Here is a 1,203-nt window from a genome sequence, read left to right as displayed (position 1 = left end):
TCGTGCGCAAGGTGCTCATCGCCAACCGAGGCGAAATCGCTGTCCGCGTTGCCCGGGCGTGCCGGGACGCCGGAATCGGGAGTGTGGCCGTCTACGCCGACCCCGACCGGGACGCCCTGCACGTGCGCGCGGCGGACGAGGCCTACGCACTGGGCGGTGACACCCCGGCCACCAGCTACCTCGACATCACCAAGGTCCTGGCCGCGGCCGCCGATTCAGGTGCCGACGCCATCCACCCCGGCTACGGCTTCCTGTCCGAGAACGCCGAATTCGCCCAGGCCGTCCTGGACGCCGGACTGACCTGGATCGGCCCCCCGCCCCAGGCCATCCGCGACCTCGGCGACAAAGTCGCGGCCCGCCACATCGCCCAGCGCGCCGGCGCCCCCCTGGTCGCCGGCACCCCCGACCCGGTCTCCGGCGCCGACGAAGTCGTGGCCTTCGCCGAACAGCACGGCCTGCCCATCGCCATCAAGGCCGCCTTCGGCGGCGGCGGCCGCGGCCTGAAGGTCGCCCGCACCCTCGAAGAAGTCCCCGAGCTGTACGACTCCGCCGTCCGCGAGGCCGTCGCCGCCTTCGGCCGCGGCGAGTGCTTCGTCGAGCGCTACCTCGACCGCCCCCGGCACGTGGAGACCCAGTGCCTGGCCGACCAGCACGGCAACGTCGTCGTCGTCTCCACCCGTGACTGCTCCCTCCAGCGCCGCCACCAAAAGCTCGTCGAAGAAGCCCCCGCACCGTTCCTGAGCGACGAGCAGAACGCCGAGCTCTACCGCGCCTCCAAGGCCATCCTCAAGGAAGCCGGCTACCAGGGCGCGGGCACCTGCGAATTCCTCGTCGGCCAGGACGGCACCATCTCCTTCCTGGAGGTCAACACCCGCCTCCAGGTCGAGCACCCGGTCACCGAAGAGGTCACCGGCCTGGACCTGGTCCGCGAGATGTTCCGCATCGCCGACGGCGAAGAACTCGGCTACGACGACCCGCCGGTACGCGGCCACTCCTTCGAGTTCCGCATCAACGGCGAGGACCCCGGCCGCAACTTCCTCCCGGCCCCCGGCACCGTCACCACCTTCCAGGCCCCCGCCGGCCCCGGCGTGCGCCTGGACGCGGGCGTGGAGTCCGGCTCCGTCATCGGCCCGGCCTGGGACTCCCTGCTCGCCAAGCTCATCATCACCGGCGCCACCCGTCAGCAGGCCCTGCAACGCGCCG

The 1,203-nt window shown here is 72.1% G+C and carries 1 protein-coding gene; it reads left to right on the top strand.

What is annotated here, in order from left to right; all coding sequences use genetic code 11:
* Positions 1–2 precede the first annotated feature (2 nt).
* The coding region (locus AB0A97_RS39240) for a biotin carboxylase N-terminal domain-containing protein (protein ID WP_361160101.1) at positions 3–1,203 on the top strand (1,201 nt) is incomplete at its 3' end.

It is taken from the genome of Streptomyces sp. NPDC045470 (assembly GCF_040646595.1).
Lineage (GTDB): Bacteria > Actinomycetota > Actinomycetes > Streptomycetales > Streptomycetaceae > Streptomyces.
Note: the sequence above shows the minus strand (reverse complement) of the source record. Positions and strands in the feature narration are given on the sequence as shown.